Below are 24,554 nucleotides of genomic sequence, written 5' to 3' on the forward strand. Positions count from 1 at the left end.
AATCAGGATAACATCGATTATCTTGACGTCAAGATGAATTCTACGTACCAGAAAACCATGGATGAAGATCACGTCGATAGAATTCTGGCACAGTGGCGCCGCGAACGGCCCGATCTCGACGTCGAGCCCATGGGCCTTTTCGGCAGGCTGGCGCGGCTCTCGACCTATCTCGGCCGTGAGGTCGAGAAGACATTTTCGGAGTTTGGACTGTCGTCAGCCAGCTTCGACGTGCTGGCGGCCCTGCGCCGTTCCGGCAAGCCCTACCGGCTATCGCCGGGCGATCTGCTGGCGACGACGATGATCACGTCGGGGACGATGACCAATCGCATCGATCAACTGGAAAAAGCGGGTCTTGTTGAGCGGCTGACCAACCCGGAGGATCGCCGCAGTGTGCTGATCGCGCTGAAGCCGGAGGGGCTCGCTCTGGTTGAGCGCGCCGTCACCGCCCATGTCGCCAACCAGCACCGGCTGACGGCTCTGCTGGAGCCTGAAGAGAGGGCGGCATTGGATAGGATCGCGAAAAAGTATCTCGCAGCTTTCGAGTAAGCCTCAGCAGGCGAGATCGGCAACCACTGCATCGAGGATCAGCATGCCTGCCGGCGTGCAGCGCAGGCGGGAATTGCCCAGCCGTTCGATGAAGCCATGTTCGATCAGGAACTGCTCGCGATCGGGATCGGGCTCGCGGCCGGACAGGTCTTGCCAGCGCACGAGGTCGATGCCTTCCTTCAGCCTCAGGCCCATCAGCAAAAGCTCGTCGGCCTGTTCGTCATAACCGAGCACTTCCTGATCGACCATGCCGTGGCCATGTTCCTCGACCAGTTGCAGCCAGGTTTCCGGCTTGCGTTCTGTCGCCGTCGCAATCTTGTTGCGGCCGCGCGTCAGGCGGCCATGGGCGCCGGGACCAATGCCGGCATAGTCGCCATAGCGCCAATAGGTGAGGTTATGGCGGCTCTCGGCGCCGGGCGCTGCATGGTTGGAAACCTCGTAGGCCGGCATGCCGAACCCTTCGGTGATCTCCTGCGTCGCCTCGTAGAGCACGGCGGAATGCTCGCCGTCCGGCACGATCAGCTTGCCTGCCTTGTGCAGGCCATAGAAAGGCGTGCCTTCCTCGATCGTCAGCTGGTAGAGCGACAGGTGATCGACGGCATAGGAGACGGCCTGTTTCAGCTCCTTTTCCCATTCCTCTACGGTCTGTTTCGGGCGGGCGTAAATCAGGTCGAAGGACATCCGCGGAAAGATATCGCGCGCCAGGCCGATCGCCTTCAGCGCGTCCTCGACATTGTGTAGTCGGCCGAGGAATTTGAGATCCTTGTCGTTCAGCGCCTGCACGCCGAGCGAGACGCGATTGACACCGGCGGCGCGATAACCGCGGAAACGGGTCGCCTCAACGCTGGAAGGATTGGCCTCCATGGTGATTTCGATACCGTCAGGCACATGCCAGAGATTGGCGATGCCATCCAGGATGGCCTCGACTGTCGTCGGGTTCATCAGCGATGGCGTGCCACCGCCCATGAAGATGCTGGTCACCGTGCGAGGGCCGGACATATGCCGCATCGCCGCCATTTCGGTCAGAAAAGCGCTTACGAAACGCGGCTGGTCGACCGGCTGGTGGCGGACATGGCTGTTGAAATCGCAATAGGGACATTTGGCAGCACAGAACGGCCAATGCACATAGATCCCGAAACCGGGCTCCTTGCTGTCGCCGATGGAAGAAAAAGTGGCCATTCTGGTTAGGGTCTTTCAGGCGCTCTGGCGCGGTGTAATCAAGATCGAGTGTTAAGAGGTCTGGTTGGCGCGGAATTTTACCACACCGTCATTCCTGTGCTCGTCACAGGAATCCAGCCACGCGATGTCTATCGCGTGAAAGAGTCTCTAGCGTCGCAGACGCGACGCAACTGGATCCCTGTGACAAGCACAGGGATGACGGAGGAGAGATATTCGGTCAACCTCAATCTAACCACTTGCAGCGGTCAGCAGAAGGTCACGGGGACATCTCCGCCACCTTTAATCTTATGCACTCAGGCACGTCTCGGCAAAAAGCTTGAACGCGCGCGCCCGGTGCGACAACGCCTCGGCATCACCTGGCTTCCAGCCGTGCTTTTCATCCGCGCTCATTTCGCCGAATGTCGTGTCGTAGCCGAGCGGTTGAAAAACCGGGTCGTACCCGAAGCCCTGTGACCCGCGCGGTGGCCAGACGATATGGCCTTCCACTTCGCCGCGGAACAGCTCGACATGACCATCCGGCCAGGCAAGGCAGAGCACCGAGACGAAGCGTCCGCTGCGCTTGTCGAATTCTGCCGCGCCGGCTTCCTGAATAGCCACCTCGACCTTGTGCATCGCCATGGCGAAATCACGGGTGCCGTCGGGGGTCTCGGCCCAGTTGGCAGTGTAGACGCCCGGATCACCGTTCAGCGCATCGACGACAAGGCCGGAATCGTCCGAGAGCGCCGGAAGGCCGGAGGCCTTTGCCGAGGCCAGTGCCTTGATCGTAGCGTTTTCCTCGAAGGTCGTGCCGGTCTCGTCCGGTTCGACGAAATTGAGGTCGGCCGCCGACTTGGCTTCAAAGCCCATCGGCCCGATCAGGTCGCGGATTTCACGGATCTTGCCGGCATTGTGACTGGCAACGATCAGGGTCTTGTCTTCAAGCTTGCGCATTTGCGTCTTTCTCATCCAGCGGACAGGCGCCGCCCATTCGTGTCAGTCGATAGCCCAGAGGCTGGCTTCGGCGCATTCCAGGCTGTTTCCGGCTGGATCGCGAAAATAGAGGGACCGTGCACCCGATGGCCAAAGCACCTCGGATTCGATGGCAATCCCCGATGCCGACAGTTTCGCCTGCCAGGCATCCAGATCCCCGGCTGTCACCTGGAAACACATATGCCCTGCGCCAGTGGTGCCATGCGGCAGCGGCGGCTTGATCGTCTCCGCCGGATTGAAGATCAGGAGAACGCCGGGGCCGCAGCGAAAGAAGATATGCCGGTTGCCAGCGCGGCTGATTTTCTCGAGACCGAGAACGGAGCCGTAGAACGCCTCCGCCTTGTCGAGATCGTCGACGTAAAGCGCCGTCTCCAGAATGCCTTCGAACGGTGCGGCCATGGTTCAGCCCTCGATTGCCTGCTTCTGCATGCCGACCAGTTCGGCAATGCCGTTCTTGGCAAGGCCGAGCAGCGTGCCGAATTCTTCTTCCGAGAACGGCTTGCCTTCCGCCGTGCCCTGGATTTCGACGATACCGCCCGAGCCAGTCATGACGAAATTGGCGTCGGTTTCAGCGGCGGAGTCTTCGAGGTAGTCGAGGTCGATCACCGGCTGGTTGGCGAAGATACCGCATGAGATCGCAGCGATATGGTCCTTCAGGACCTTCTCGACCTTGATCATATTGCGCGCTTCCATCCATTTCAGGCAATCGTGCAGTGCGATCCAGGCGCCGGTGATGGAGGCGGTACGGGTGCCGCCATCGGCCTGGATGACGTCGCAGTCGATTGAGATCTGGCGCTCGCCGAGTTCCTTCAGATCGACCACCGCGCGCAGCGACCGGCCGATCAGGCGCTGGATTTCCTGGGTGCGGCCGCTCTGCTTGCCGGCGGCGGCTTCGCGCTTCATGCGTTCGCCAGTGGCGCGCGGCAGCATGCCGTATTCGGCGGTGACCCAACCCTTGCCGCTGTTGCGCAGCCATGGCGGCGTCTTTTCTTCCAGGCTCGCCGTCACCAGCACATGCGTGTCGCCGAACTTTACCAGGCAGGATCCTTCTGCATGTTTGGAAACATTGCGCTCGAAGGAAACCTTGCGCATCTGGTCGGTTTTTCTGCCGGAAGGCCGCATCATGAACTCCTGTGATGTTTGTCAGCCTTCTAGCCTATGTTGGCTGGAAGGGAAATCATTTGCGCTAAAAGAGTGGAGGAGCGGCAAAAGGCGTTGTAAGGCGGGCTTTCCGGCCAATTTCCCTTTTGCTATCCGGGCCGGGATCACTATATTTCAATTGACTTCAACAGCATGGGTTTTCGCGTTCGAATGGTACTGGATAAATCTGCAATGCGGGAAAGGCTTTCGGCGCTTGACGAGCGGTCTGGCGAAATCTTCCGTCGTATTGTGGAAAGCTATCTCGAAAGCGGCGAGCCGCTCGGATCGCGCAGCCTGTCGCGGATTCTGCCGATGTCGCTGTCACCGGCCTCCGTGCGCAATGTCATGAGCGATCTCGAAGACCTCGGCCTGATCTATTCTCCGCATATCAGCGCCGGGCGCCTGCCGACACAGAATGGCCTGCGCTTTTTTGTCGATGCTTTCATGCAGGTGGGCGACCTTTCGCCCGAGGACCGCGCCTCGATCGACCGGCACGTGCGCCGCGCCGACCGCGATCAGCCCGTCGAAACGCTGCTCAATGATGCCAGCCAGATGCTGTCGGGCATGTCGCGTGGGGCAGGGCTGGTCATTACCACCAAGAACGATCCGGTGCTGCGGCATGTCGAATTCGTCCGGCTCGCGCCCACCAAGGCGCTGGCCGTGCTCGTCGGCGAACATGATCAGGTGGAAAACCGGATCATCGAACTTCCGGCCGGTGTGACCAGTTCACAGTTGACGGAAGCCGCCAATTTCCTGAATGCGCATCTTGCCGGACAGACCTTGCCCGAGGTGCGCGGCCAGCTTGAAAAGGTCAAGGAAACCGTCCGGCGCGAACTCGATACGCTGAGCCAGGATCTGGTCGAGCGTGGCCTCGCCATCTGGTCGGGCAGCGAGGCTGATGACAAGCCGACGCAGCTGATCGTGCGCGGCCGTGCCAATCTTCTTGAGGGGCTGGCCGGCGCCGAGGACGTCGATCGTCTCCGCATGCTGTTTGATGATCTGGAAAAGAAGGACAGCCTGATCGAAATCCTCAATCTGGCCGAAAGCGGGCCGGGGGTGCGGATCTTCATCGGTTCGGAAAACAAGCTGTTCTCGCTGTCCGGCTCGTCGCTGATCGTCGCCCCCTACAAGGATGGTGACGACAAGATCGTCGGCGCTGTCGGGGTCATCGGCCCAACCCGGCTGAATTATTCGCGCATCGTGCCGATGGTGGACTATACTGCGCAATTGATGTCGCGTTTGTCGCGATAACCGGCCGGAAGAAGGCCGGTTTTTCCGGCAGCTTTCGATTGTACCCTTGATTTTTGGGCTCCAAAGCTCGATATCGACACCAAATCCTAGACATATTGACATTCCGGAGACCGGTCATGACCGATGATATGAACAAACACGGTGCTGAAGCGAACGCGGACGAAGCTGCTGCTGCCTATGCAGAGGCCGCCGCCGAAGAGGTCGATACAGCCGTTTCCGAGCCGGATCCGCTGGAGCTTGCCAAGGCCGAAGCCGCTGACATGCGCGACCGCTACCTGCGCCTTGCCGCTGAAATGGACAACCTGCGCCGCCGCACTGCCCGCGACGTCAAGGACGCCAAGTCCTATTCCGTCGCCGGCTTTGCCCGTGACATGCTTGCCGTGTCGGACAACCTGCGCCGCGCGCTGGATGCCATTCCGGCAGAAGCCCGCGAAGCTGGCGATACCGGTTTCAATGCCCTGATCGAAGGCGTCGAAATGACCGAACGCGCCATGCTCTCGGCGCTGGAACGTCATGGCGTTCAGAAGCTCGAGCCGATCGGCCAGAAATTCGACCCGAACTTCCACCAGGCGATGTTCGAAGTTCCGAATACGGAAGTGCCGAACAGCACAGTCGTCCAGGTGGTTCAGGCCGGCTACACCATCGGCGAACGCGTCCTGCGCCCCGCCATGGTCGGCGTCGCCAAGGGTGGCCCGAAGGCCGTTGCTACGGAAGAAACACCGGAGGCTTGAGGCGAAGCCGCTCAATGCAGCGCATTGGGCAACTGCCGAACTGATTTATCTGACGGCCAATGACCCGAATGATGGGCTGTTGGCCGTCAGATGACGGCTTCTATCAAAAACGGGCCATGACGTGACAAAGCGTTATCGAGGAGACGTGTGAACTCTTCACACGTGTGGGCACGAGCCGCGTCCACGCCCATTCCCTTTGCCATTGACACCCAGTCCAGCGACGGATTATCGATATCCAGCATGCGCCGCGCATTTTCCCCGATCGTTTGAACCCCGACGTTGCGCATTTCTCCATGCAGCACCGCATAGGTGCGGTTGGCAAAGACGATCGTGATGATGTCGAGATTTTCCCGCGTCTGGGTCCACAATCCCTGAATGGTATACATCCCGCTGCCATCGGCCTGCAGGTTCAAAACCTTCCGGTCGGGGCAGGCGATCGCTGCTCCGATGGACAAGGGGATGCCGATACCGATGGCGCCGCCGGTGTTCATCATGAAGTCGTGCGGCGCAGACTGTTCGGACAATGAATAGAACCGTCGGGCGGAGGTGATCCCTTCATCACAAACGATGGCGTTGTCCGGAAGTTTTTGCGCCACGATCACTGCTATCGCGTCTTCTGTGAGCGGTCCGCTGGGTCGTCCTTCGCCGGAGATCGTTTTTACCAGCGGTACTGGCTGCGAACTTTTGATCCCCAATTCATCGCGAAGCTCTTCCAGCGCCGTTTTCAGGTCCTCGCCATGATCAGCCAAAGTCAGAACCTGGCAGCCTTCGTGGACAAGCCGTCCCGGCTTGCCCGGATATGCGAAGAATGCAACCGGCTCAGTCGCGCCAACGAGAACCAGCACGTCAATGTCGGCCAGCGTCTCCAATGCCGCGTCGATCGGGTAGGGGATGCGGGTTGTCGCGACGCGTCCCCGACCACGCTGCATATGCGCCACCTGCACTTCGCTGAACAGGCGCACCTCAAGCGCCGCCGAGATTTGCCCGGCGATCTCCAGGGAATCGGCGGATGCTGCCAATCCGCGCACCAGAATTCCAGCCCGGCCGCGGGCTTTGCGGATCGCGTCCGCGACGCCGCGTATTGCGGCGCGGTTGGCGACGGCGGGTTGCGGACGGTCGCTCGCGACCGACGAGGGACGCCTTGCCTCGCCCCATGCCGCATCGGCGGGCAGGATCAGGGTTGTGATGCCCGGAGGCGATAGCGAGGCATGAATTGCTGCCTTTGTCGCCGTGGCAACGTCGTCTGGCCCTTCTATCCGCCGCACCCAGTTGGACATCGGCGCGGCCAAGCTCTCGATGTCGCTCGTCAGGGGCGCATCGAAAGGAAGGTGATAGGAGGCATGGTCACCGACGACATTGATCATGGGAACGCGGGCACGCCGGGCATTGTGAAGGTTGGCGAGCCCGTTTGCCAATCCTGGCCCCGTGTGAAGCAAGGTTGCGGCCGGCCGGTTTGTCATCCGCGCATAACCATCGGCGGCGCCAGTCACCACGCCCTCGAAAAGCCCAAGCACGCAGCGCATGTCAGGCCGACGATCGAGCGCCGCGACGAAATGCATCTCCGACGTGCCGGGATTGGCGAGGCAGATATTGACGTCATTGGCCAAAAGCACATCGCAAAGAATATCAGCACCGTTCATGGCTAGCCTCCCGCCCTCATTGTCGCGCGCATTGCCGCGTGAGCGCTCAAGAACGATGAACGCCGGCTGTTTCTACCACACACGGTCTCCCGGCGACACGCAATGCCTGCGCGTCGCCTCGCTCAGCCTCCAAACTGCACGATATCACCCGAACAACTGCTTCAGGTGATCGTTCAAGAACCGCCCCTCAGGATCGAGCTTGTTCCGCAGAGCCCGGAAATCTCCGGCGCGCGGATAAAGCGCCGTCACGTCCTCGGCGCCGAGAAAATGCAGCTTGCCCCAATGCGGACGTGAGCCGAACTGGCGCAGGATATTGTCGACATCCTTCAGATAGTTCCAGTAGTCCGTGCCCGGCTGGCCCGAGACCGAGAGGGTGATCGAATCCTGTTCGAAGAACGGGCTGATCCAGCCGCCGTCACCGGCGGTGAAGCGGTATTCGATCGGGTAGATGCAGGTCGGATGTTTCTCCAGCATCAGCTTGCGCACTTCGGTGCAGGCCTGCTTGCCGTATTTGACCGGCACGGCATATTCCAGTTCATGGAAGTTCGGCACATATTCTATCGGGTAGATTTCCGAGGAGTAGGCGATCTTCTCGAAAGCACTTTCCATCGGCGGTGCATCGGTGATGTCGATCGTCTTCATCTCGCAGACGTCGGAGAGGTTGGTCGTGGTCGAAACCGAGGACGTATCCGGCAGGCAATAGCAATGACGGCTTTCCGGAACGGGGCACCAGAAAAAGCCGAAATGCCGGTGGTTGGCGGCGAGATCGTCGTGCTGCTCCATGCATTCGTCGAAGGTGCAGCGCCACAGCTTTTCATGCAGATTGTAGCTGTCCATCACCTGCAGGGTGATTTCGGAGATGACGCCCAGCATGCCGATGGAGACGCGGGCAGCGTTCAGCATATCGGGCTCGCTGTCGTCGATGGCAAGGATACTGCCGTCCGGCTGTACCAGCCGCATGCCGACGATCTGCGAGGCCATATTGCCCAGTGCAAGTCCGGTGCCGTGAGTACCGGTGGTCAGCGCGCCCGCCAGCGCCTGGCTGTCGATGTCGCCCTGGTTGATCATCGACAGGCCACTGCGTTTCAAAGCCTTGCCCAACGTGTTGATTGTGGTGCCGGCATGCACGGAGACGCGCTTGCGCGCCGTATCGATATGGCTGATGCCCTGCAGGCGGGATAGGGTCAGGTGCAGCCCGCTGGTCAAAGCCACCGGGGTGAACGAGTGCCCCGAACCGGCGCATCGCACGTTCAATCCTTTCGCGGTTGCCTCGCGCACCATATGCGCCAGAGCCGCTTCGCTATCCGGCGCCCCCCGGTGCCGCACGATGCATGATTGATTTCCCACCCAGTTGCGCCAGTGGCCGCCTGCTTCCATCATGGTCCCGTTCTCCCGTTTGTTCTTCACATCGCCGTAAAACAATTATCGACGAACAGATGCGTGCCGTTGACGAAGCTGGATTCGTCGCTCGCCAGGAAGAGAGCGGCCTGCGCCACTTCCATCGGATCGCACATCCGCCCCTGCTGGGCCGCGATCGCCGCATCGGAAACATCGACCCCGTATTTGGCAAGGCCCACCAACTCGCGCTTGCCGTGATCGGTGGCGATGAAGCCGGGGCAGACGGCGTTGGAACGGATGCCGCGATCACGGAATTCGACGGCGATGGCGCGGGCGAACATATGGCAGGCGCCCTTGGTCGTGTCGTAGAGCACCTCCATCGGCGTCGCAGCGACAGCCGAGATCGAGGATGTCGAGACGATACTGCCGCCGCCCGAGGCCAGCATGCCCGGCAATACGGCCTTGGTCATCAGGAACATCGAGCGGACGTTGACGGCCATTAGCCGGTCCCACTCGTCCTCTTCCGTTTCCAGAAACGGGCCGACGGCCAGAATGCCGGCGTGGTTGAACAGAACCTTGATCGGCCCGAACGCATCTTCCACGGCTTTGACCGCCGATTTCACGTCGGCGGAGACGGAGACGTCTGCCGGCGCGAAGATTGCCTCACCGCCCTCGGCGCGAATGGCGGCCGCAACCTCTTCACCTTTGCTGCGTGGCAGGTCGACGATGCCGACGCGGGCGCCTTCGCGGGCGAAGAGCTGGGAGGCAGCAAGGCCGCAGCCTCCGGCACCTCCGCTGATCAATGCGGTCTTTCCAGAAAGTCTGCCTGCCATCGCTGTTCTCCTCGTGCTTTTATCTTTCCAAGGATTATTGTTGACGCGACAGGGGCTGTCGATATCCCATAGGGGATACTTCGCCCGAAGAAATGAAGGTGCCGCCTTTGCTGCCAGACGAATCCCGCCAGATCGCCGCGCTGATAGATGGTCTCTCGACGCCGGGGTTCGGCGAGGCGCTCGACGCGATGCTGCGCCAGGCGGCGGCGTTCGATCTGTCCGGCGTGTTCGTCTTTCCTTATGATGCGCGGCCGTTTTTGCTGCATGACGGCTATACCAGGCATGTGGCGCCACAGGCCTGGACAGCCTATCTCGGCGGCGCCTATCTGCTCGACCCCTTCTACGTCGCCTGCAACAATCGTCATCCAGCCGGACTGTGGCGGATGCGCGATCTGGCGCCGGATGATTTTTTCGATACGCAGTTCAGTACGTCACGCGAGGTCCACCCGTGCGTTTCGACGCAATCGGGATCGCTGGTCGAGGAAGTCGGATTTCTGGTGCCGCTGGAGGGCGGCGTCACCGCTACCTATTCGCTGATGCGCGTGAAAGGCCATTCGGGGTTCAGCGATACGGAGCTGGAAAGCCTGCGCGCCTATGAGCCGATCGTGCAGGCGGCGATCCGGGCAAGCTGGAGACGCGGAGCAGAAAGGCTGATGCCTGCGCAGGCCGGGCGCGACGATCTGATGGAGGAGGCTTTCGGCAGGCTCTGTGCCGACCGGCTGACGCTGCAGCAGCGCAATATCGTGCGGCTTATCCTGCGGGGCCACAGCAATGCGTCGATCGGGAAAAGCATCGGCATTTCGGAAGGTACGGTGCGTATCCACCGCAAGAACATCTACAAGCGCCTGGCCATTTCCAGCCAAGCGGAGCTGTTTCGCATTTTCATCGATCACCTCAATCAGCATAACCTGTATTGAGGTGATTGGATCAGGCCGCGTTGGAGGCCTGATCGTCGCTGAGGAAGGCGTAGATGGCGGATGCGGAATCCGTCGCACGCAGCCGGGCGACCATTTCCGGGTCGCGCAACACGCGTGCAATCCGCGACAATGCCTTCAGATGATCAGCGCCAGCACCTTCCGGTGCGAGCAGCAGGAAGACCAGATCGACCGGCTGGTCGTCCAGCGCTTCGAAATCGACGGGCGATTCAAGACGCGCAAAAATGCCGACGATCGACGAAAGATGGCCAAGCTTGCCATGCGGAATGGCAATGCCATTGCCGACACCGGTCGAGCCCAGTCGTTCGCGCTGAAGGATGACGTCGAAAATTTCACGTTCGGGTAGATCAGTGATCTTGGATGCTTTTGCCGCCAACTCTTGAAGCAATTGCTTCTTCGAATTGGCCTTCATGGCCGGAAGTATCGCATTCTGCTGCAGCAAGCCTGCCAATGCCATTCTTTTGTCCTCGTTCGCAGGTAGAAACCGCATCGCCCGGCAAAATGCCGGACGGCGGCTCCATCCATCTTTCTCTCGGCGCTTTACCGGCGGACCGTCAACGGTCTTCCATGCGTAAACCACCAGAAAAAAGCAGAGCGCCCCGGGCCGGCTGACCGGCCCCGGACGTCATCCACTTAGCTCTTTATATTGGCTGCGTCGATCCAGCCAATGTTTCCATCGTTGCGTCGATAGACGATATTCAACTGTTCATTGCCAGGACTACGGAACATCAGAACGGGATCGTCTGTCATGTCGAGCGCCATGACAGCGTTTGCGACAGACATCGTCTTCAGTTGTTTCGAACTCTCCGCCACGATCGTCGGTGCATAGTTGTCCGGAAGCTCATCGTCTTCGTCGGGCACTGAGTCCATAACGGTGTAGGCTACTTCAGCAAATCCAGCATGGCCATTGCCATTGTGGTGGTCCTTGAGCTTCCGCTTGTAACGGCGGATGCGCTTGGCAATCCGTTCCGACGCTGCGTCAAACGCTGCTTGCGGGTCGTTCGCTTCTCCACTCGCCTGCAAGGCCGCACCAGAATCGAGGTGAATCTTGCAGTCCGCGTTGAAACGGGATCCAGACTTTTCCACAGTGACTTGGCTTGAATATCCTCCGTCAAAATATTTGGTTACGGCTTGTTCTATCTGGTCTTCGATCCGCAGACGAAACGTTTCGCCGATTTCCATATGTTTACCGGATACACGCACACTCATGGAGTTTCCTCTCTTTTCGTGATTTGCGTAGCCAGTCTATTCCAACCGCATCCGTCATCCAAGCACTTCACGCACGCAAAAGAAAATTGCGTCAGAACAGCCTGGATTTGGAGGGATCTGCTTAAGGCAGGCGCTATGCCGTACCCATTGCGGCCGCCTCATACTACCGGTTGTTGGTGGAGTCAACGAAACAGTTAAGAAAATCCAAATATGAGGCCGGAAGCCCGCTGTTTACTGGGATATCGGGGATAAATATCGGCAATTCGTCCGGTTGTGGTCAAGCATGGCAAACGGTCAGGCGGAGACCTTGGCCATCGCCTTTTTCTCTCTTCGGCGCTGAACGGAGGAGGCGATATTCATCGCTTCGCGGTATTTCGCCACAGTCCTGCGGGCAAGGTCGACGCCGCCTTTTTTCAGGAGATCGACGATATCATCATCCGAAAGAACAGCGTTCGGGCTTTCCAGTACGATCATGTTGCGGATGCGGTGGCGCACGGATTCCGCTGAGTGGCTGTCGCCGCCTTCTGCCGATCCGATCGAGACGGTGAAGAAATATTTCAGCTCGAACAGCCCGCGTGGTGTCAGCATGTATTTGTTCGAGGTGACGCGGCTGACGGTCGATTCATGCATCTTGATCGCATCGGCGACGGTCTTGAGGTTCAGTGGCCTCAGCTGATCGACGCCGTTGATCAGGAAGGCATCCTGCTGGCGCACAATCTCCGTCGCCACCTTCATGATCGTCTTGGCGCGCTGGTCGAGACTGCGGGTCAGCCAGTTGGCGGTCTGCAGGCATTCGGTCAGGAAGGCATGGTCGGCGCTGTTCTTCGGTGCATGACGCGAGACCGTGGCATAATAGGTCTGGTTGACGAGAACGCGCGGCAAGGCATCAGGATTGAGTTCGACCGCCCAGCTACCGTCCTGCGCCGGCCGCACGACGATATCCGGCATGATCGCTTCCGAAGGGCTTGCCTCGAAACCGGTGCCGGGTTTGGGATCGAGCTTGCGGATTTCAGCAAGCATATCAAGCAGATCTTCCTCATCGACGCCGCAAATCCGCTTCAGGCTGGCGAAATCGCGCCGCGCAAGCAGTTCCAGATTGTCGAGTAGCGCCGCCATGGCCGGGTCGAGCCGGTTGCGCGCGCGTAGCTGGATGGCTAGGCATTCGCTGAGCGTGCGGGCAAAAACGCCCGGCGGGTCGAACTGCTGCAAGCTGTCGAGCACCCGCGCCACATCGACTGTTGCACAGCCAAGGCGTTCGGCCATTTCCGTGATGTCGGCATGAAGGTAGCCGGCTTCGTCGAGCTGGTCGATCAGATGCTGGGCGATCAGCAAGTCGGCGGCGCCATGCACGCTGAAGGGAACCTGTTCGTTGAGGAAATCGCGCAGCGTCACGCGGTTGGCGACGAAATCATCGAGGTCGTAACCGTCGCTGCTCTCGCCTTCGCCGCCGCCCGGCATGGATTTCCATTGGCTGAGCAGTTCCGGCGCATCGGCGCGATGCGGCGCAGTATCGTCGGGAAAGACATTTTCGAAATTGGCGTCGAGCTGCTCGCTCATCCGTTCGCCGGTCGAAGACGTCGTGCTGTCGTAGACGTCGCCCAGCGGATCGAATTCGGCGCCCTCTGCATTGTTGCGGTCGCTGCGCTCGTCCTGGGTGATATGCAGGTCATCCTTGCCATAACGCTCCGGACCGGAGGGCGCGTCGTCATTGGCGGCGAATTCCAAGAGGGGGTTTTTCTCGACTTCCAGCTCGATGAACTGGTTCAGTTCGAAATTCGTCATCTGCAGCAGCTGAATGGACTGCATCAGTTGCGGCGTCATCGCCAGAGTCTGGCTTTGACGCAGGAAGAGGCTGGCTGAAAGTGCCATTCTGACGCAAAACTCCCCTTGATGATCGGAGCCGGCTCTCATCTTTTGAAGGGGTGAAAATACCAGTTCGTCAACTGGCCCAAAAATTGCTTATTAATGGGGTTTGGTCAAGCGGCAGCGGGAAATAAGGTGAATATTGAAAACGGAGCGCGTTTTTTATGCAAGGAACGCCTAATGTGATCGAGGTGCGCGCATCTGGCCTGATCGAAGGCGCTTGACCGCGAAGGGCAAGGGGCTCCAACAGCTCGGAAAGAGTACCGCGTTTCCCGGCATCAAAAACTTGCCTAATTCCGTTTGCCGGTCAAGAGAAACCTGTCTCAGAAGCGGCAAGTTTTTGCCTGCCGCCGCCGGGCTCGTTTACGATGCCACTGAAATGCGGCCGTTAAAGGCTGAAATTGTCGCCGAGATAGAGGCGGCGGACGTCCGGGTTGGTGACGATATCGTTGGCCCGCCCATGCGTCAGAACTTCGCCGGCATGGATGATGTAAGCGCGGTCGATCAGGCCCAGTGTTTCGCGGACATTGTGGTCGGTGATCAAAACGCCGATGCCACGCGAGGTCAGGTGGCGCACCAGCGCCTGGATGTCGGCGACCGAAATCGGATCGACGCCAGCAAAGGGTTCGTCGAGCAGCATGAAGGTGGGGTCGGTTGCCAGCGCCCGGGCAATTTCCAGACGCCGCCGTTCGCCGCCGGAAAGCGCGACAGCCGGCGATTTGCGCAGGTGGGAAATGTTGAATTCGCCGAGCAATTCATTGAGCTTGCTTTCGCGCCGCTCGCTGTTCTTGTCGTGAAGCTCAAGGACGGCTCGAATATTCTCTTCCACCGTGAGGCCGCGAAAGATCGAGGCTTCCTGCGGCAGGTAACCGACGCCGAGGCGGGCGCGGCGATACATTGGCATTGACGTGACATCGTTGCCGTTGATCTCGATCGAACCTTCATCGACCGGCACAAGGCCGGTGATCATATAGAAACAGGTGGTCTTGCCTGCGCCGTTGGGCCCAAGCAGGCCGACGGCCTCACCGCGCCGCACGACAAGCGACACACCGTCCACCACCCGGCGCCCGCGATAGGCCTTCGTCAATCCGCGCGCGATCAGCGTGCCTTCATAGCGCGCCTTGTCGACGGCGCGGGCAGGTGCGGCGGCTTCAGCTTTGGCGCCCCGTTTGCGTTTGTGAAGAAAGGGAATGTTCACGTGGGCGTCTGCATCAATTCGTTTTCTGGGACTTCGGGTCGAGTTGAATCTGGACGCGGCCGCCGCAGGCCTCGAGCTGTGCCTCGCCGGTATCCATCTGAACGTTCAACTGGCAGCCGCTAAAGACGTTCTTGCCTTCCGACAGAACGACCTGCTTGCCCTTCAGGACCAGTGTCTGGGCCGTCATGTTGAATTCGCCGGTGTCGGCCGTCGCCTGCTGGGTTCCCGATTGCAGGAACACCTTCTGATCGACCTCGATGCGATCGATCTCGGCATTGCCGCCGGAAATCGAGCCGCCGCCCTTCTTGTAGAAAACCACCATATTGCCGGCCTGCAATGTCGTCGTTCCCTGAACGACTTTCACATTGCCGGTGAACATGGCCTTGCTTTCCGCATCCTTGATTTCCAGCTTGTCGCTTTCGATCTGGATCGGCGCATCGTTGGAAAGCTGCATGCCCTTCATCTTGCTCGTCGTCGCCTGGGCGGCGGCAGGAGAAAGGGAGGCGCTGGTGAAAAGGCTCAAGAGAATAACTGTTCCGGCAAGCCGAAAGGAAAAGGCTGAAGTGGCCGACATATGTGCCCCGGTTTTCTAGTTGGCGGTTTTACGGATGGTTTTGGGATCGACAACGACCTTCACCATGCCTTCAAAAGTAACAATGCGTCCCTTATCCGTCATTCTCAGCGTCTGTGCAACAATGGAACCGCCCTTCATGCTGATTGCAATCGGCTTCTTGGTTTCCATCTCGCCGGCATTGATATCGAGATAGGCCGCTTCGAAGTCGGCGATCAGTCCATTGTTCATGGTGATCGTGAAGGGCGCGTTCATATCCAGCGTGTTGCGGCCCCGGTCGTAGATGCCGCTGAGAGCTTCAACGGTGGCCATCAGCGTGTCGTTGACGGGCATTTCCGCGTGGATGGTTTCGAGCGTGATGATGTCCGGATTGGCGATATCCTGCAGCGCCCGCTTCGCCTTCATCGAATAGCTGATGTCCTGCTTGTTGCGCCCGGAAATCGCCGGGTTCTGCATGACGATCTTGCCGTTCTCGATCGTCGCGTTCTCGATGGTGACGTTCTCGGGCAGAAAGGCCCGCACCACGGAAACCGCAACGAAGATGACGCCGATCAGCACCGCGACCAGGGGAAGCACGATTTTCAACCGCCGGACTCGCCGCGAGTGACGTGCTGCAACCGTATACGCGTCGGTAAGGGCCGGGCCCGAATGCGGCAAGGCGCCGGTAAATTGCACGTCATTCAGCATCAAATAAACCCGTTATTCAAAATACATCGCGGCGCAAATGCGCCTAGGCCCTGCCCGTCAACTGATGTGAGTGAACGCGAATATGGAGATTTTTTTGTTCAACCACAATGTGAGGCGCGAATTTTGTTCAAGCCGGGTGACAACAGGACTGTGCTGCGGTTATTGAGTTGTGCGTTTCTCGCGGGGGTGAAGTGTCCCTGCGCCCTTAGAACTGGAGGAAAGATCATGGATCAGCTTGCCATCGCCGACCGGCGCCAACTTCGGCGGAAGCTCGGTTTCTGGCGGCTCGTGTCCATTGCTCTGGTGCTTTGTGCGGGTATAGCGGCTTATGTCTATTCCGGTGCGGGCCGGATGGGTGGCCTCAGCCAGCCGCATATCGCCCGCGTCAATATTTCCGGCATTATCCAGGATGACCGCGAACTGTTGGAGCGGCTGAACACCATTGCCGAGACCGACGCGGTCAAGGCGCTGGTCGTCACCATTTCGTCGCCCGGCGGCACCACTTACGGCGGCGAAGTGCTGTTCAAGGCCATCCGCAAGGTCGCGGCGAAGAAGCCGGTCGTTTCCGACGTGCGCACGCTGGCCGCCTCGGCCGGCTATATGATCGCACTTGCCGGCGACCGCATCGTGGCCGGGGATAGCTCGATCACCGGCTCCATCGGCGTGATCTTCCAGTATCCGCAGTTCAAAAACCTGATGGACAAGATCGGCGTATCGCTGGAGGAAATCAAATCCGCCCCGTTGAAGGCCGAGCCTTCACCGTTCCACCCGCCGAGCGACGACGCCAAGGCGGTGATCCAGGCAATGATCGATGACAGCTTCAACTGGTTCGTCGATCTCGTCGCCGATCGCCGCAAGCTGCCGCGGGAAGAGGCGCTCAAGCTTGCCGATGGACGCATCTTTACCGGCCGCCAAGCGCTGAAGCTGAAGCTGATCGATGAGCTCGGCGGCGATGACGAAATCCGCGCTTTCCTTGATAGCCGCAAGGTTGGCAAGGAACTGGACGTTATCGAGTGGAAAGCACCGAGTTCGTCACTGCCATTCGGGCTCGGATCGGCCGCTGCTGCTGTGGCCAAATCCTTGGGATATGACGCTTTTCCGTCTTTCGGTGCTCTCGAAAAATTGGGTCGCGAGAAGTTGTTTCTTGACGGTCTGGTTTCCGTTTGGCAGGTTGGCGGCGACTGAAAAGACACGATGACCTTTTGCATGCCGCTTTTGGAGGCTTGAAAACGGCATGCTACCCCGCACAAGAGGTGGACAAGGCCGTCCGATGGGCTTAACGCTTTAAGATCACATGCAAATTCACAACAGGGGGCGACAGTGATCAAGTCAGAACTGGTGCAGATTGTTGCGGCACGCAACCCGCATCTCTATCACCGTGACGTCGAAAATATCGTCAATGCGGTTCTCGATGAGATTACAGATGCCCTGGCGGGTGGAAATCGGGTCGAATTGCGTGGTTTCGGCGCATTTTCGGTAAAAAACCGGCCTTCGCGTTCTGGCCGTAATCCACGCACCGGCGACAGCGTGTTCGTCGAGGAAAAATGGGTTCCCTTCTTCAAAACCGGCAAGGAATTGCGCGAGCGCCTTAATCCTGGCGCCGATGACGAAGATGATGAATGAGCCGTGGTGAACCGCCCGGTGCTTGAATGCGTCGGGCAGGCAGCATGACGGAGACACGGAATGATGATGAAGAAGCTGATGAATATCGTGGTGCTGGTGCCGGTCGCCATCATCCTGATCGTGCTGTCTGTCGCCAACCGGCAGATGGTGACGCTGGCACTCAATCCGTTCAACCCGGCCGATAGCGTTCTGTCGGCTTCGGCGCCGTTTTTCGTATTTTTGTTTCTCGCGGTGATCTTCGGCATGATCGTCGGCTCGCTCACCACGTGGTTCACGCAGGGCAAGTACCGCAAGCGTGCGCGCAACGAGGCGCATGAAGCAGTGAAATGGCACGCGGAAGCCGAAAAACACCGGACCCGCGCCGAAACCATCGCCTCGCAGACGTTGCTTCCAGCCTCCTCCAAATAATTTCGTTCAGCTGTTTGCTGCCGCCTGCGCGGTGACTGCGGCGTTGAAGTCGGCAAAGAATTGCTGGGCAAGTTTTTTGGCGCTGGAGCCTACCAGCCGAGAGCCGAGTTGGGCCAGCTTGCCGCCGATCTCGGCCTTGGCCTCATAGGCCAGAATGGTCTCGTCGCCATCCTCTTTGAGAACAACATCCGCGCCGCCCTTGGCAAAGCCGGCAATGCCCCCCTTGCCCTCGCCGGAAATCGTATAGCTTTCGGGTGCGTTGATGTTCGACAGCACGACATCGCCGGAAAAAGAGGCCGAGACCGGCCCGATCTTGATCTTGACGCTGGCGGAAAGTTCGGTCGGCGATTTCAGTTCCAGCGACTGACAGCCGGGAAGACACTGACGCAAGATTTCGGGGTCGTTCAGTGCCGCCCAGACGATATCGCGGCGGGCAGCAATGCGTTCTTCGCCCTGCATTTCCATGATGATCCTCCCTGATCAGGTCCACCCAAATGTATCGCAGATCGGAAACAGCTTTGCCAAGAGAAAGAGCGGTGCTATTTGCAGCCTTTGAACCTCAGCAGCTGACGGACGAAACGGCGTGAAAGATAAAGATAGACGGCCAAAGGGCAAAGCCGCACCGGCAACGTCGTCGCGCGGCGTGCAGGGCCGTGCCGTACAGGCACCGGTCAGCCGAGGGCCACAATCCAAGCCCCAGCAATCCAAACCTCAGACGGTACGCAGCGGCGAAACGCGGCCTCCTGCCAAGGCATTCGTCGAAAAGACGTCACCGAAATCTGCCGCATCGGAGCCAGCACCGCGCGCAGAAGTGCGTATCCGCACCGGCGCCAAGCCGGACGAGCGCATCCCGATCATTCTCGAAACCAAGGGCGCGCGTGACTATCACCTGATCGATAGTGGTGATGGCCTGAAGCTTGAGCAATACGGTCCCTACCGGATCGTCCGGCCCGAGGCGCAGGCGCTCTGGCCGAAAACGTTGCCCTCGCATGTCTGGGAGAATGCCGACTCGATTTTCACCGGCGATACCGATGAGGACGGCATGGGGCGCTGGCGCTTCCCAAGGCAGGCTCTCGGTGAGACCTGGCCGATGCAGATCCTCGATGCCGAATTCTACGGCCGCTTCACCGCGTTTCGCCATGTCGGCGTTTTCCCCGAACAGCTGGCGCACTGGAGCTGGATGAAGGAACAGATCGAGACGGCAGGCCGGCCGCTGAAGGTGTTGAACCTGTTTGGTTACACCGGTGTCGCCTCGCTGATCGCCGCAAAGGCGGGCGCCGAGGTCACGCATGTCGATGCCTCGAAGAAGGCGATCGGCTGGGCGCGCGAAAATCAGGCGCTTGGCCGTGCCGACCATCTGCCGATCCGCTGGATCTGCGAAGACGCGATGAAGTTCATCCAGCGCGAAGAGCGCCGCGGTAGCCGCTATGACATCATTCTGACCGATCCGCCGAAATTCGGCCGCGGCCCGAATGGCGAAGTCTGGCAGCTGTTCGATCACCTCGCGCTGATGCTGGATATCTGCCGCGAGATCCTGTCGCCGGACGCCAAAGGGCTGGTGCTGACGGCCTATTCGATCCGCGCAAGCTTCTATTCCATCCACGAACTCATGCGCGAGACGATGCGCGGGCGCGGCGGCGCGGTGGAATCGGGCGAGCTGATCTTGCGCGAAGGCGGTCTTGACGGCAACGAGCCGGGCCGTGCGCTTTCGACCTCTCTCTTTTCCCGTTGGGTGCCGAAATGAACGACTATAACCGCGACAGTGGTCCCCGCCGCGTTGGCCAGGTGAAGGAAGTCACCAGCCTTGCCAATCCGATAATCAAGGATATCAAGGCACTCGCCAACAAGAAGGAGCGCGACGAAACCCGTTCCTTCATCGCCGAAGGCCTGAAGCTGGTCATCGACGCGCTGGACCTCGGCTGGACCATCAAGACGCTGGTCTATGCCAAGGCGGCCAAGGGCAAGACGCAGGTCGAACAGGTCGCGCTGAAGACGGTCGCCACCGGCGGCTTGGTTCTCGAAGTCAGCGAGAAGGTGCTCTCTTCCATCACCCGCCGCGACAACCCGCAAATGGTCGTCGGCGTCTTCGAGCAGCGTTACGCCAATCTGCGCGATATGAAGCCGGTTGTTGGCGAGACGTATGTTGCGCTCGATCGCGTCCGCGATCCCGGCAATCTCGGCACGATTATCCGCACAGCTGATGCCGCAGGCGCTTCCGGCGTCATCCTTGTCGGTGAGACCACGGATCCGTTTTCGCTGGAAACGGTGCGTGCCACCATGGGCTCGGTGTTCGCCATGCCGATTATGCGTGCCACTGTTGCCGAGTTCGTCAAATGGCAGAAGGCGGCCGGCGTGCAGCTTGCTGCCACCCATCTGGCCGGGGCCGTCGACTACCGCACCATCGACTATCGCAAGAAGCCCGTCGTTCTCCTGATGGGCAATGAACAGGCCGGGTTGCCGGAAGAACTTGCCAGGGAGGCGACGGCACTTGCCCGTATTCCGCAGCAAGGCCGGGCCGATTCACTCAATCTGGCCATTGCCACCGGCATCATGCTGTTTGAGGCACGCCGCCACCTGCTGACGCTGGACGATAGAACCTGATGCAAAAGACTGCTCTTTTTTCTCGCCCGGTACCGGTCGCGGTTCTGATTGTCGTTGCTGTCCTGCTCGACCAGGCAATCAAGGCTGCCGTCGAACTTTGGCTGCCCTACGGCGAAAGCGTCGCTGTCCTGCCGTTCCTGGCTCTGCACCGTGTCTACAATTATGGCGTCGCGTTCTCGCTTTTTTCGGGTGTCGAGCGCTGGGCTATCATCGGCCTGAGAATTGTCGTCGTGGCTTTCGTCATCTGGCTCTGGCGCAAGACGCCGGCCGATCGGTTTTTCACGCATCTCGGCTACGCACTGATCATCGCGGGCGCCATTGGCAATGTGATCGATGGCCTGATCTTTGGCTATGTCATCGATTACGTGCTGTTTCACCTGCCGAATTGGTCCTTCGCCGTCTTCAACCTTGCCGACAGTTTCATCACGATCGGCGCTGGTGCGATCATTCTCGATGAGATCCTGCACATGAAAAAGCAGGATCGCTAAAATCTTAGAGACCGGCTGAAGCCAATCAAAACGCTTGCCATGCTAGGGCAAGCGTCATGAGCGACCTGTCAAACCTTAGAAAACGGATTGCCACCGAATTCAGTGCGCCGAAGCGCGCGCTGACCAACAGGAGCGCATCCGATACGCCTCTGGCCGACGATCCGCATTCGCTGGAGCCGGAGGACAGCTTCAATGGAGCCAAGGAGCGTTATCCGGCGCTGAAACCGGCCTTGGCAGGCGCCGGGCTTCTGGGCTCCGCCGCCATTCTCGGCACCGGTATCGATGCCGGCTTCTACTTGTTGTCGGCTGGTCTGGCTGTCGCAGGCGTCACCGGCGCTGCCCTGCTGCTCAGGGATTGGTACGTTTCCAGCGCAAGGCCCGCTGCCACGAAGGGGCGCATCAGGGACGAAAAGGCCAGTGATAGCCGTTGGGAGCGCAGCGAAACATCGCAGCTCCTCTCCACCATCCATGATGCGCTCGGCGATATCGCCGTCATTCGCGAACCGGGCGGCAAGATCGTCCAGGCCAATTCGGTGTTTTGCCGGTTGACCGGATGGTTGAAGCCGGAAGGCCGGACCTGTGAGGCGCTCGGGATCGAATTCGAACCGGCGTCAGGCCCCAATCGCTACCGCGTTCGCATCACAACCGATGCTGGGACAAAAATATTCGACTGGCATGATGTGATTGCCCGCGAGCCCGCAAGCGGTGCCTTCATGCTGCACAGCATCGCCCGCGACATCACCGAGGAAAGCCGGATCGCCCGCGAAACCGAGGAAGCGCGCCGCCGCGCCGAACATGCGAGCCAGGCGAAGTCGCGACTGCTTGCGACGGTCAGCCACGAAATCCGCACGCCCTTGTCGGGTATTCTCGGCATGAGCCATCTGATCAGCCAGACAAGGCTGACCAGCGAGCAGAAGAATTATCTCGCCGGGATGCGTCAATCGGGTCATGCGCTGGTGCAGTTGGTCGACGATCTGCTCGACTTCTCCTCGATCGAGGTCGGCCGGTTCCAATTGCGCCCGGCGCCGGAGCCATTGCGCGAAACGATCGAGAGCGTTGTCGAGATGCTGTCTCACCGGGCGCATGAAAAAGGCATCGAGATCGGCGCCACCATCGCTGCGGATGTGCCGGGCCTGATGGATTTCGATGCAGCCCGCCTTCGTCAGGTTCTGTTCAACGTCATTGGCAATGCGGTCAAGTTCACCCATAAAGGCGGTGTGCTCGTCAGCGCTTCGCTGGATGGTGACATGATGGTCGTCAGCATTGAAGACAGCGGTCCAGGGATGAATGCTCGCGAGCAGGCCCGGGTGTTCGACGAGTTCGAGCAGGCAGGCACCAATGCTCAGCGCGCCGGTGGCGCGGGCCTCGGTCTTGCTATCTCCCGGCGGATCATGGAGGAGTTTGGCGGTTCCCTGACGCTCTCCAGTGTTCCCGGCACGGGCAGCACGTTTGAAATCCGCTTCCCAGCCCTCGGGTGCGATGTCGCGACCGCCTCCTTTGCCAGAAAAGATGTGCTCCGAATGTCCCGCGTGCTGGTGATGGCGCCGGCCGGTCCGGCTTCAACAGCGCTTTCCGCAACGATCCGAACGCTCGGCGGCGTCTGCGAACGCGCCGAAACAATTGAGGATGCGCAGGCCGCTGCCGTCCGGGCGCTGTCGACGGGAAAGCTGCTGACCGATATCATTGTCGATCATCGTCACGCCGCGCAGTTCCGCCGCCTGCTGGCGCAGATGCCCAGCTTGGAGCAGCAGAAGCTCCGCAAGACCTATCTCATCAATCCCGAAGAGCGTAACGGCCGGCAGATCAATCAAATGGACGGTTACCATGCCTGGTTGATCAGGCCGCTGCGGGAGAAGTCTCTGGTCGAGGTGTTGCGTGGCCGCATGAAGGGAATGGAAGTGCGAGACGCAATCAACGACAATCGGCCGATCCTGCGCGAGGTTCCGGCCTTGCGTGACAGACCCGCCGAAGGCGGCGTGCTTCTGGCCGAGGATGATCCAATCAATGCCCTCATGGTGCGTTCCGTTCTGGAGCGGGCCGGCCACACTGTTCGCGTCGTCACGGATTTCGCAGCGCTTGCCGTCACTCTGTTCGATGCACCGGCTGCCACCCGCATTGCGCCGGAACTGATCGTCAGCGACCTGAACATGCCGGGCGGTGACGGGTTGTCGATGCTGGAGCGTTTGCGTCTGCATGAGCGTCAATCCGGCAGCAGGCCCGTCCCGGTCATCATTCTAACGTCCGATACGCAACCCGACACACGACAGAAACTTCTGATGGCCGGAGCAAGCGCTGTGTTGGCCAAACCTGCCGATCCGAAAGCGCTGACCGTCGAGATTAATCGCCTGCTTGCTCAATGATTTTGACGGTTTTCTTGCCTCTCCGATGTCACTATCCTGTCGCAGAAACATGGTTTAAGCCGGACAGGATTAAAGCGACTAGGATGACGTACGATGACACTCGAAACTCTGGATATGGTTGTGGGAGTTGAACTGCCACAGACCCGTGTCCGGGGCGTCAACGCCCCGGCGCAGGACATACTCGGCCGCATCGGCACCCTTGAGACCCGGCTTGCTCGAAACGCGTCAGAAATTGATGCCGCGCAGGCTGTTCGCTACAAGGTTTTCGTCGAGGAGATGAAGGCGCAGATTCCGCAGGATGCCGACCGCCGCAAGCGCGACGCCGATGCCTGGGATCTGGTCTGTGATCACCTTCTGGTGCTCGATACGTCGATCGAGGGGGATCCGGAAGACCAGATCGTCGGAACCTATCGCCTGCTTCGCCAGGACGTCGCTGCCCGTACGGGCGGTTTTTATTCGGCTTCGGAATTTTCGGTCGGATCGTTGTTGGAGCGTCATCCCGACAAGACGTTCATGGAGCTCGGCCGTTCCTGCGTCCTGCCGGAATACCGTACCAAGCGTACCGTCGAGCTCCTGTGGCAGGGCAATTGGGCCTATGCGCTGAAATACGGCGTCGATGCCATGTTCGGCTGCGGCTCGTTTCCAGGCGTTATTCCCGAAGAGCACGCGTTGGCGCTGTCCTTCCTGCATCACAACATGGTCGTGCGCGGCGAGTGGGATGTGTCCGCCCGCCCCGAGCTGTACCGGACAATGGACCTGATGCCGGTGGAAGCCATCAATATGCGCAAGGCGCTTTCCGCTTTGCCGCCGTTGATCAAGGGATACATGCGTCTGGGCGCCATGGTCGGCAATGGCGCCGTGGTCGATCACGCTTTTCGCACCACCGATGTGCTGATCGTTTTACCGATCACCAATATTTCCGGTCGGTACCTCAACTACTACGGTGCGGACGCCGGACGTTTCGCGAGCTGAATGCTTCGGAAA

The 24,554-nt window shown here is 59.8% G+C and carries 25 protein-coding genes and 1 pseudogene; 12 read left to right on the top strand and 14 right to left on the bottom strand.

Features of this window, described 5'->3' with window-relative positions:
* The first annotated feature begins 33 nt into the window (after positions 1 to 33).
* Positions 34 to 546 (top strand): MarR family winged helix-turn-helix transcriptional regulator, encoded by a 513-nt coding sequence (locus R6X40_RS13335; RefSeq protein ID WP_412178377.1) that lies wholly within the window; start codon positions 34 to 36, stop codon positions 544 to 546.
* Positions 547 to 549: 3 nt separating this feature from the next.
* Here R6X40_RS13335 and hemW read toward each other — a convergent pair whose 3' ends face one another.
* The 4 genes from hemW to rph form a co-directional block, all read right to left on the bottom strand.
* Positions 550 to 1,725, bottom strand: a complete 1,176-nt coding sequence (hemW, locus tag R6X40_RS13340; RefSeq protein WP_318414278.1) for a radical SAM family heme chaperone HemW — start codon at positions 1,723 to 1,725, stop codon at positions 550 to 552.
* A gap of 285 nt (positions 1,726 to 2,010) precedes the next feature.
* Positions 2,011 to 2,655: an RdgB/HAM1 family non-canonical purine NTP pyrophosphatase gene (rdgB, locus tag R6X40_RS13345; RefSeq protein ID WP_318414280.1), complete on the bottom strand. Its 645-nt coding sequence runs from the start codon at positions 2,653 to 2,655 to the stop codon at positions 2,011 to 2,013.
* A gap of 42 nt (positions 2,656 to 2,697) precedes the next feature.
* Complete coding sequence (locus tag R6X40_RS13350) at positions 2,698 to 3,093, bottom strand: VOC family protein (protein WP_318414282.1); 396 nt, start codon at positions 3,091 to 3,093, stop codon at positions 2,698 to 2,700.
* Between the two features lie 3 nt (positions 3,094 to 3,096).
* On the bottom strand, positions 3,097 to 3,816 hold the full coding sequence (gene rph / locus R6X40_RS13355; protein ID WP_318414641.1) for a ribonuclease PH: 720 nt from the start codon (positions 3,814 to 3,816) through the stop codon (positions 3,097 to 3,099).
* Between the two features lie 210 nt (positions 3,817 to 4,026).
* Here rph and hrcA point away from each other — a divergent pair, with 210 nt between their 5' ends.
* Together hrcA and grpE are read left to right on the top strand one after the other, a co-directional pair.
* The gene (gene hrcA / locus R6X40_RS13360) at positions 4,027 to 5,085 is read left to right on the top strand and encodes a heat-inducible transcriptional repressor HrcA (RefSeq protein ID WP_412178378.1); all 1,059 of its coding nucleotides are present in this window, start codon (positions 4,027 to 4,029) and stop codon (positions 5,083 to 5,085) included.
* A gap of 116 nt (positions 5,086 to 5,201) precedes the next feature.
* A complete protein-coding gene (gene grpE / locus R6X40_RS13365; RefSeq protein WP_318414284.1) occupies positions 5,202 to 5,816 on the top strand; it encodes a nucleotide exchange factor GrpE in 615 nt (204 codons plus the stop codon).
* An 86-nt stretch (positions 5,817 to 5,902) separates the two neighbouring features.
* Here the strand turns inward: grpE and R6X40_RS13370 are convergent, their stop codons facing one another.
* The 3 genes from R6X40_RS13370 to R6X40_RS13380 form a co-directional block, all read right to left on the bottom strand.
* On the bottom strand, positions 5,903 to 7,456 hold the full coding sequence (locus tag R6X40_RS13370) for an acetolactate synthase large subunit (protein WP_318414285.1): 1,554 nt from the start codon (positions 7,454 to 7,456) through the stop codon (positions 5,903 to 5,905).
* A gap of 144 nt (positions 7,457 to 7,600) precedes the next feature.
* Positions 7,601 to 8,836, bottom strand: coding sequence for a D-arabinono-1,4-lactone oxidase (locus R6X40_RS13375; protein ID WP_318414287.1), 1,236 nt, complete (start codon positions 8,834 to 8,836; stop codon positions 7,601 to 7,603).
* A gap of 23 nt (positions 8,837 to 8,859) precedes the next feature.
* Positions 8,860 to 9,627, bottom strand: a complete 768-nt coding sequence (locus R6X40_RS13380) for an SDR family NAD(P)-dependent oxidoreductase (RefSeq protein ID WP_318414288.1) — start codon at positions 9,625 to 9,627, stop codon at positions 8,860 to 8,862.
* Between the two features lie 107 nt (positions 9,628 to 9,734).
* On the opposite strand from R6X40_RS13380, the gene R6X40_RS13385 reads away from it, so the two are divergent.
* Entirely contained in the window at positions 9,735 to 10,544 is an 810-nt protein-coding gene (locus tag R6X40_RS13385; protein WP_318414290.1) for a helix-turn-helix transcriptional regulator, read from the top strand.
* Positions 10,545 to 10,554: 10 nt separating this feature from the next.
* Here the strand turns inward: R6X40_RS13385 and ptsN are convergent, their stop codons facing one another.
* The 6 genes from ptsN to lptC form a co-directional block, all read right to left on the bottom strand.
* Positions 10,555 to 11,019: a PTS IIA-like nitrogen regulatory protein PtsN gene (ptsN, locus tag R6X40_RS13390; protein ID WP_113246702.1), complete on the bottom strand. Its 465-nt coding sequence runs from the start codon at positions 11,017 to 11,019 to the stop codon at positions 10,555 to 10,557.
* A gap of 176 nt (positions 11,020 to 11,195) precedes the next feature.
* The gene (gene hpf, locus R6X40_RS13395; protein ID WP_318414293.1) at positions 11,196 to 11,771 is read right to left on the bottom strand and encodes a ribosome hibernation-promoting factor, HPF/YfiA family; all 576 of its coding nucleotides are present in this window, start codon (positions 11,769 to 11,771) and stop codon (positions 11,196 to 11,198) included.
* A gap of 294 nt (positions 11,772 to 12,065) precedes the next feature.
* A complete protein-coding gene (gene rpoN / locus R6X40_RS13400) occupies positions 12,066 to 13,640 on the bottom strand; it encodes an RNA polymerase factor sigma-54 (RefSeq protein WP_318414295.1) in 1,575 nt (524 codons plus the stop codon).
* Between the two features lie 382 nt (positions 13,641 to 14,022).
* Positions 14,023 to 14,832, bottom strand: coding sequence for an LPS export ABC transporter ATP-binding protein (gene lptB / locus R6X40_RS13405; RefSeq protein ID WP_318414296.1), 810 nt, complete (start codon positions 14,830 to 14,832; stop codon positions 14,023 to 14,025).
* 13 nt (positions 14,833 to 14,845) lie between these two features.
* Positions 14,846 to 15,406 (bottom strand): LptA/OstA family protein, encoded by a 561-nt coding sequence (locus tag R6X40_RS13410; protein WP_318414298.1) that lies wholly within the window; start codon positions 15,404 to 15,406, stop codon positions 14,846 to 14,848.
* Positions 15,407 to 15,421: 15 nt separating this feature from the next.
* Positions 15,422 to 16,090, bottom strand: coding sequence for an LPS export ABC transporter periplasmic protein LptC (gene lptC, locus R6X40_RS13415; protein WP_318414300.1), 669 nt, complete (start codon positions 16,088 to 16,090; stop codon positions 15,422 to 15,424).
* Positions 16,091 to 16,315: 225 nt separating this feature from the next.
* On the opposite strand from lptC, the gene sppA reads away from it, so the two are divergent.
* The 3 genes and pseudogenes from sppA to R6X40_RS13430 all read left to right on the top strand — a co-directional run bounded on the left by sppA (position 16,316) and on the right by R6X40_RS13430 (position 18,121).
* A complete protein-coding gene (sppA, locus tag R6X40_RS13420; RefSeq protein WP_318414301.1) occupies positions 16,316 to 17,275 on the top strand; it encodes a signal peptide peptidase SppA in 960 nt (319 codons plus the stop codon).
* 111 nt (positions 17,276 to 17,386) lie between these two features.
* A pseudogene (locus tag R6X40_RS13425) lies at positions 17,387 to 17,713 on the top strand (integration host factor subunit beta); the annotation flags it as partial.
* 63 nt (positions 17,714 to 17,776) lie between these two features.
* Positions 17,777 to 18,121 (top strand): DUF1049 domain-containing protein, encoded by a 345-nt coding sequence (locus R6X40_RS13430; RefSeq protein WP_318414642.1) that lies wholly within the window; start codon positions 17,777 to 17,779, stop codon positions 18,119 to 18,121.
* Positions 18,122 to 18,127: 6 nt separating this feature from the next.
* On the opposite strand, the gene R6X40_RS13435 is transcribed toward R6X40_RS13430, so the two are convergent.
* On the bottom strand, positions 18,128 to 18,586 hold the full coding sequence (locus R6X40_RS13435; RefSeq protein ID WP_318414302.1) for a carbon monoxide dehydrogenase subunit G: 459 nt from the start codon (positions 18,584 to 18,586) through the stop codon (positions 18,128 to 18,130).
* Between the two features lie 118 nt (positions 18,587 to 18,704).
* Here R6X40_RS13435 and R6X40_RS13440 point away from each other — a divergent pair, with 118 nt between their 5' ends.
* The 5 genes from R6X40_RS13440 to R6X40_RS13460 all read left to right on the top strand — a co-directional run bounded on the left by R6X40_RS13440 (position 18,705) and on the right by R6X40_RS13460 (position 24,542).
* Positions 18,705 to 19,865 carry a class I SAM-dependent methyltransferase gene (locus R6X40_RS13440; protein ID WP_318414304.1) on the top strand — a complete coding sequence of 387 codons (1,161 nt, stop codon included), beginning with the start codon at positions 18,705 to 18,707 and terminating at the stop codon, positions 19,863 to 19,865.
* Positions 19,862 to 20,722 (top strand): RNA methyltransferase, encoded by an 861-nt coding sequence (locus tag R6X40_RS13445; protein WP_318414305.1) that lies wholly within the window; start codon positions 19,862 to 19,864, stop codon positions 20,720 to 20,722. The genes R6X40_RS13440 and R6X40_RS13445 overlap by 4 nt, the downstream gene beginning before the upstream one ends.
* Complete coding sequence (lspA, locus tag R6X40_RS13450; RefSeq protein WP_412178379.1) at positions 20,722 to 21,210, top strand: signal peptidase II; 489 nt, start codon at positions 20,722 to 20,724, stop codon at positions 21,208 to 21,210. The genes R6X40_RS13445 and lspA overlap by 1 nt, the downstream gene beginning before the upstream one ends.
* A gap of 56 nt (positions 21,211 to 21,266) precedes the next feature.
* Positions 21,267 to 23,570 carry an ATP-binding protein gene (locus R6X40_RS13455; RefSeq protein ID WP_318414306.1) on the top strand — a complete coding sequence of 768 codons (2,304 nt, stop codon included), beginning with the start codon at positions 21,267 to 21,269 and terminating at the stop codon, positions 23,568 to 23,570.
* A gap of 93 nt (positions 23,571 to 23,663) precedes the next feature.
* Positions 23,664 to 24,542 carry a GNAT family N-acetyltransferase gene (locus R6X40_RS13460; protein WP_318414307.1) on the top strand — a complete coding sequence of 293 codons (879 nt, stop codon included), beginning with the start codon at positions 23,664 to 23,666 and terminating at the stop codon, positions 24,540 to 24,542.
* Positions 24,543 to 24,554 lie beyond the last annotated feature (12 nt).

The organism is Rhizobium sp. PL01 (assembly GCF_033447125.1).
Taxonomy (GTDB): domain Bacteria; phylum Pseudomonadota; class Alphaproteobacteria; order Rhizobiales; family Rhizobiaceae; genus Pararhizobium.

What these genes read in the sequence shown, in the direction of transcription:
- hpf (WP_318414293.1), bottom strand. Translation starts at nt 11,771, where the DNA reads ATGAGTGTGCGTGTATCCGGTAAACATATGGAAATCGGCGAAACGTTT.
- R6X40_RS13445 (WP_318414305.1), top strand. Translation starts at nt 19,862, where the DNA reads ATGAACGACTATAACCGCGACAGTGGTCCCCGCCGCGTTGGCCAGGTG.
- R6X40_RS13430 (WP_318414642.1), top strand. Translation starts at nt 17,777, where the DNA reads ATGATGAAGAAGCTGATGAATATCGTGGTGCTGGTGCCGGTCGCCATC.
- ptsN (WP_113246702.1), bottom strand. Translation starts at nt 11,019, where the DNA reads ATGGCATTGGCAGGCTTGCTGCAGCAGAATGCGATACTTCCGGCCATG.
- R6X40_RS13460 (WP_318414307.1), top strand. Translation starts at nt 23,664, where the DNA reads ATGACACTCGAAACTCTGGATATGGTTGTGGGAGTTGAACTGCCACAG.
- R6X40_RS13335 (WP_412178377.1), top strand. Translation starts at nt 34, where the DNA reads ATGAATTCTACGTACCAGAAAACCATGGATGAAGATCACGTCGATAGA.
- rpoN (WP_318414295.1), bottom strand. Translation starts at nt 13,640, where the DNA reads ATGGCACTTTCAGCCAGCCTCTTCCTGCGTCAAAGCCAGACTCTGGCG.
- hemW (WP_318414278.1), bottom strand. Translation starts at nt 1,725, where the DNA reads ATGGCCACTTTTTCTTCCATCGGCGACAGCAAGGAGCCCGGTTTCGGG.
- R6X40_RS13350 (WP_318414282.1), bottom strand. Translation starts at nt 3,093, where the DNA reads ATGGCCGCACCGTTCGAAGGCATTCTGGAGACGGCGCTTTACGTCGAC.
- grpE (WP_318414284.1), top strand. Translation starts at nt 5,202, where the DNA reads ATGACCGATGATATGAACAAACACGGTGCTGAAGCGAACGCGGACGAA.
- lspA (WP_412178379.1), top strand. Translation starts at nt 20,722, where the DNA reads ATGCAAAAGACTGCTCTTTTTTCTCGCCCGGTACCGGTCGCGGTTCTG.
- R6X40_RS13410 (WP_318414298.1), bottom strand. Translation starts at nt 15,406, where the DNA reads ATGTCGGCCACTTCAGCCTTTTCCTTTCGGCTTGCCGGAACAGTTATT.
- rdgB (WP_318414280.1), bottom strand. Translation starts at nt 2,655, where the DNA reads ATGCGCAAGCTTGAAGACAAGACCCTGATCGTTGCCAGTCACAATGCC.
- hrcA (WP_412178378.1), top strand. Translation starts at nt 4,027, where the DNA reads ATGCGGGAAAGGCTTTCGGCGCTTGACGAGCGGTCTGGCGAAATCTTC.
- R6X40_RS13375 (WP_318414287.1), bottom strand. Translation starts at nt 8,836, where the DNA reads ATGATGGAAGCAGGCGGCCACTGGCGCAACTGGGTGGGAAATCAATCA.
- sppA (WP_318414301.1), top strand. Translation starts at nt 16,316, where the DNA reads ATGGATCAGCTTGCCATCGCCGACCGGCGCCAACTTCGGCGGAAGCTC.
- R6X40_RS13370 (WP_318414285.1), bottom strand. Translation starts at nt 7,456, where the DNA reads ATGAACGGTGCTGATATTCTTTGCGATGTGCTTTTGGCCAATGACGTC.
- R6X40_RS13455 (WP_318414306.1), top strand. Translation starts at nt 21,267, where the DNA reads ATGAGCGACCTGTCAAACCTTAGAAAACGGATTGCCACCGAATTCAGT.
- lptC (WP_318414300.1), bottom strand. Translation starts at nt 16,090, where the DNA reads ATGCTGAATGACGTGCAATTTACCGGCGCCTTGCCGCATTCGGGCCCG.
- rph (WP_318414641.1), bottom strand. Translation starts at nt 3,816, where the DNA reads ATGCGGCCTTCCGGCAGAAAAACCGACCAGATGCGCAAGGTTTCCTTC.
- R6X40_RS13380 (WP_318414288.1), bottom strand. Translation starts at nt 9,627, where the DNA reads ATGGCAGGCAGACTTTCTGGAAAGACCGCATTGATCAGCGGAGGTGCC.
- R6X40_RS13435 (WP_318414302.1), bottom strand. Translation starts at nt 18,586, where the DNA reads ATGGAAATGCAGGGCGAAGAACGCATTGCTGCCCGCCGCGATATCGTC.